Origin of the sequence: Dialister sp., from assembly GCF_036343215.1 — a bacterium.
In the GTDB taxonomy this organism is placed as follows: Bacteria; Bacillota; Negativicutes; order Veillonellales; family Dialisteraceae; genus Dialister.
On sequence record NZ_JAZASU010000121.1, the window covers coordinates 1 to 4,548 of the forward strand.

The following is a 4,548-nucleotide window of genomic DNA, read 5'->3' on the forward strand; positions in this document are numbered from 1 at the left end:
GCTTGCGGCATAGGCGCCGGTGCCTCCCAGGGCAGCGACAATCGCACAGATCAGGACTGCCGAAAGAACAGTCCGCTTTTTCATCTGCCGGACGAACGCCTTATGCCGCCCCTCTCCCATGATTTCTTCCGCAGAAGTCTTCGGAATAATTATATTATTCATGGTCTTTTTGTATTCGTCTTCAAATCTCATAATTTTCACCCAGCTCCTTTTTCAACTTCGCACGGCCCCGTGCCAGCTGTGTCTTTACCGTGGATTCCTTCTCGGATAGTGTTTCCGCGATCTCTGCGATGGTCAGGTCTTCAAAATAATATAGATGCAGGGGATTCCGGTATTTTTTCGGAAGGGCCATCATGGCCTTCATCAGGTCCAGCGACCTTTCCCGGTCCTCTTCCGCGCAGGCCTCATCCAATAGAACCTTCTCCGTATCCGGTACAATGCGCCGGTACCAGCCGGATTTCCAGTAGTTCCGACAGATGTTCGCGGCAATCCGGAAAAGATATTTCCTGGCCTCTTCAACAGAGTCCGTTTCCGGCTCCTTCGACAGAAAACGGTAAAAAGTCTCCTGCGTCGCATCCTCTGCATCAATAGTATTTTTCAGCATCATATAGAGATAGCTGTAGATGTGTCCGTAGCAGGAATTCACCAGCTCGTTTGCTTCCGGTTTCATGCATTCACCTTTCAAAAGCGCCTTCTATATAGTACAACAAGAGAAAGGGGCAAAAGGTTTCATAAAAATGAAAAAACTTCGAACTATATCATTTGCCAAAGTATTTTTACGGCTGGGTTTAGGCGCCTAAGCCATGAATCCGGGGTCATAGGGTCTTCCCTGATGTGGACACCGTGGGTGGCCAGTTTCCTCGCCTGTCGGTTGCGCCAACAGGCGTATCCTGTTACTTTCCGGCTATTTGAGCGGGCCCGTCATTTCTTTTTTACCAACGTCGTTGTGTCCCGCTATTTATGCGGGTTTCCATTCATCACGGGATTTTCCTCTCCGGAAAACCCTTCTCAAAAACAATTTCCTGATTTTTCTGCCTTACCAACGTCGATGAGGCATTGTTTTCAAGACTTTCTGGAAACTGCGATCGATTTTCAACTGTTTACACAGCCTGCAGGCCTTACCAACGTCGATGTGTCCTTAGAAATCACTGCATTTCTACAATTTACACACCCGGAAATTTTACCATCGGCAATGTCAGCCAAATCTTGCACTGCTTTCAGGGAATCGTCAGTCTCCCCATATAGGGAGAATGAAAGCATCTTGAAGGCAAATCTGCTCTGATTATGGGCAAAAAGCAAAGTGTGACAAATTGTCACGGAATCGGGTTGCGGGGCGTGGTTGAGCGATTTTACCTCTATAATTTTTCGAAATATTGCTGTGAGAGCGGGTTTCAAGAGGTGCAAGATTCGCAAATACAGTAATATCAAGGCCTTGAGGCCAGTCAAAAAAGACCGGATTTTGACGAAAAATCGAGATTTTTAAAAAAATCCGGCCTACCGGAATCAAAAAACGGCTTGAAGCCAAAATGGTTTCAAGCCGTTTGTCTCACTACAACATCTAATCTTAGAGCTGCGATTTTACCGGTAAATGTATGCAAGCCGGATTCAATTCCAGTTTTTTTACATCCGTTAGATTGGCAATCTTTTATCTGAATTTCCTGATCATCGCCAGAATGAATATTCATATTCAGATGGTGAAAAAGTCCGGAATAAGTAGCATCTGCTATTGCCAGCGTTTCATGATTTATCATGCCTAATGTATTTCCATGCGCATAACTGGTTCCTTGAAAGATTGCTATCCGTTTCTCTGACAATTATTGTACAGTATTTTCTCGCGCAGCTTCTTCTATCGGCTGATACTTAATCCGTAAATATGCATCTGTAGTATCAACAGTTGCATTATTATTATCATATACTATACAGGTTACAGAATCTGCACTAAATAGTTTTTCTACATCATATACACTGAAGATATATTCATATATAAACTCCGGGTCACTTTTGTAGCGAATATCTATCAAATACCCATCCTGGATAAAGTTCTTTCTAATGTCCTTTTCTGATATATCTTCTATATCAGCTCCCTGAAGCTTAATGTATTTGCCTACATTTCGTAAGGCAAGATACCTTTGTATTGGCCATTCGTACAAGATAAAGAGCACTAACAGGCAGATAGCCATAACGATGATACATCGAATTATGTTTTTCATCCAAAATGTCCTTCCTCTACAGTTCTCCTACATTGTTGACGCACAAAGATATTGGCAGATGATATGGAGCAATGATCATAAAATTATTATCATAGTCGCACACCATATCTACTGTCGAACCATTAAATTGTGGGTACTCATTAAATGCCTTTCTGCCAACACCAAATTTATACGCTTGAAAAACGATTTTTGAACAATATGTTTCAGTTGTTGAATTAATATTCATCGTGATTTTATATACAGGTTTTTTATTTAGATAATTATTTCGTGCCCATACAGCCGCCGCATTGCCCTCATCCCAAAATACAGGTCTATAGATTTTTATCCATCCTTTTTGAAAACAGGACTTAAAATTTTCCGAAGACATTGTTCTAATCGTATTCCCCGGTCCCGGAATATCCATGATTAAATCATAGCCAATCACAATTGCTGCATGTCCAATTATGCCAAGACTATTAACAGCATTTGTAATAAGGATGTCTCCGGCCTTCAATTGGCCCGCGGAAAGACTTTGTACAGAATAATTGTAAATCTGATGAAACCTGTCGCTACGATCCAGCATTTCATATGCTTCGTTGCTTTCATTTACCGCAAATAAAAACGTTTCATACGAAACATCTTCCCCAATAATTCCCTCGTTTTGAAATTCTTTGAATTGGTCGATTGATATAACCGGTTCTGATGCGCTTTGCACATACTCATGCTTTGTGTCTATCTCCCGAAGGGCTTCGCCAGAGGCATTAACCTTCATTGTGGGAATCAAGCAAAATAACATAGCAAAAGCCATAACTGCAGCATATATTTTTCGCATACCTATTTTTCCCCCCATTTACTCTAATGGTGTTTCCACGAAGGACCACTTTTTCTGAAATGAAAATCCCATCTAAGTCTTTTTCTTCTTCAATAAACATTCATCGTCATCATCCCCTTTCCATGTACTGTCTCAGTCTTACCAGACTGTCCCTTCCAGACGTCTCTACTTAAGAAACACATAAGCGAAGAAAATCCCGTTCTCCACAGGGGTTGTCCTTTTTGTCCGCTCCCCGTCCTTTCCTGTCGGATCACCGCATGACTTCCGGTCCCAGGCGCTGTCCCCGCCCCTGTGTGTACGGATTCAGTTGTCAAGATACACCGGCGTCCCTGACGGGAAAGCAGTTCCCCGAACGCTGCAGCCGGAAAAAGTGTAAAATTCCCCCTCATCCGGCGGATGTATTTCCCGGAAAAAAGGGCAGAAATCCCGCTCTGTTTTCCGGATGTTTCTTTTTATTGAATTTTAGAAGATTACGAACTGCCTCCTTTTAGACTAAGTTTACAGGCTGCCAATATGGAAATTTATGATGGCTGCGGGTCCAGCCGGTTTATGGGATTCGCAGGTCCGGTACCCGATTCCCGGAACTGCAGATATGAGTTGTGGCTGCTTTCTATGCAGCCGATGATGGCGGGCCGTTTACCGGGAGGCACTAGCCCAAAGAAAAGCAATATTGATTTTTCACAGTCAGGCAATCCCTTCAAAGTTGCCCCTGCGTATGGAATAATACTTATTTCGGACAGATTTCCTTTCCCCTTAGTGTATTTTTATGTATTTAATTCATGCAGGTTTTACTCCCCTTCCTTCGGATACACCTGATTATAATACGAACCCCGTTGCAGAAAAACATCTACAGAGGGGAATTAAGGGGTGCTAATTCTCCGATTTTGGTGAATTACATCTTGAAGACAACATACCCTTTCTGATTGCAATGCTCTTCCGGGGCATTCTTCATTTCTACCAAGATTATGTTTATAACAAACCGACAGTTCCTTGTATCAATGCCCTTCCGGGGCATTCTTCATTTCTACCGTAACAAGCAATCAAGTAGAAAGAGAGGTGTATAGTATCAATGCCCTTCCGGGGCATTCTTCATTTCTACGTGCCCGATTACGAAACAGCTTGCAAGCGTCATCACGGTATCAATGCCCTTCCGGGGCATTCTTCATTTCTACGACAGCGCCGTAGTCGGTTTCAGCCAGGTAAAGCCTAGTATCAATGCCCTTCCGGGGCATTCTTCATTTCTACACGTCATCACAGACGATGGCAACTGCTGGGAGATGTATCAATGCCCTTCCGGGGCATTCTTCATTTCTACAGGGGATGACCGAGATGTCGTATATATCACAGAAGGTATCAATGCCCTTCCGGGGCATTCTTCATTTCTACGCGCCGACAGAAAAATTAAGGAGAACATTAATTGTATCAATGCCCTTCCGGGGCATTCTTCATTTCTACGAAGCGGAAACCCTCGGCAGATGGCTTACGGAACGTGTATCAATGCCCTTCCGGGGCATTCTTCATTTCTAC

Annotated in this window: 5 protein-coding genes and 1 CRISPR repeat array; all 5 genes read right to left on the reverse strand. The window is 43.4% G+C overall.

What is annotated here, in order from left to right; translation table 11 throughout:
- On the reverse strand, positions 1 to 192 hold a 192-nt coding region (locus VZT47_RS09415), incomplete at its 3' end, for a hypothetical protein (protein ID WP_330224710.1).
- Entirely contained in the window at positions 182 to 685 is a 504-nt protein-coding gene (locus VZT47_RS09420; RefSeq protein WP_330224711.1) for an RNA polymerase sigma factor, read from the reverse strand. The genes VZT47_RS09420 and VZT47_RS09415, both read right to left, overlap by 11 nt.
- 847 nt (positions 686 to 1,532) lie before the next feature.
- Entirely contained in the window at positions 1,533 to 1,751 is a 219-nt protein-coding gene (locus VZT47_RS09425; RefSeq protein ID WP_330224712.1) for a hypothetical protein, read from the reverse strand.
- A 63-nt stretch (positions 1,752 to 1,814) separates the two neighbouring features.
- Positions 1,815 to 2,210 (reverse strand): DUF3139 domain-containing protein, encoded by a 396-nt coding sequence (locus VZT47_RS09430; protein ID WP_330224713.1) that lies wholly within the window; start codon positions 2,208 to 2,210, stop codon positions 1,815 to 1,817.
- 16 nt (positions 2,211 to 2,226) lie between these two features.
- Positions 2,227 to 3,021: a hypothetical protein gene (locus VZT47_RS09435; RefSeq protein WP_330224714.1), complete on the reverse strand. Its 795-nt coding sequence runs from the start codon at positions 3,019 to 3,021 to the stop codon at positions 2,227 to 2,229.
- Between the two features lie 922 nt (positions 3,022 to 3,943).
- Positions 3,944 to 4,548: a CRISPR direct-repeat array (repeat unit 36 nt; unit sequence GTATCAATGCCCTTCCGGGGCATTCTTCATTTCTAC).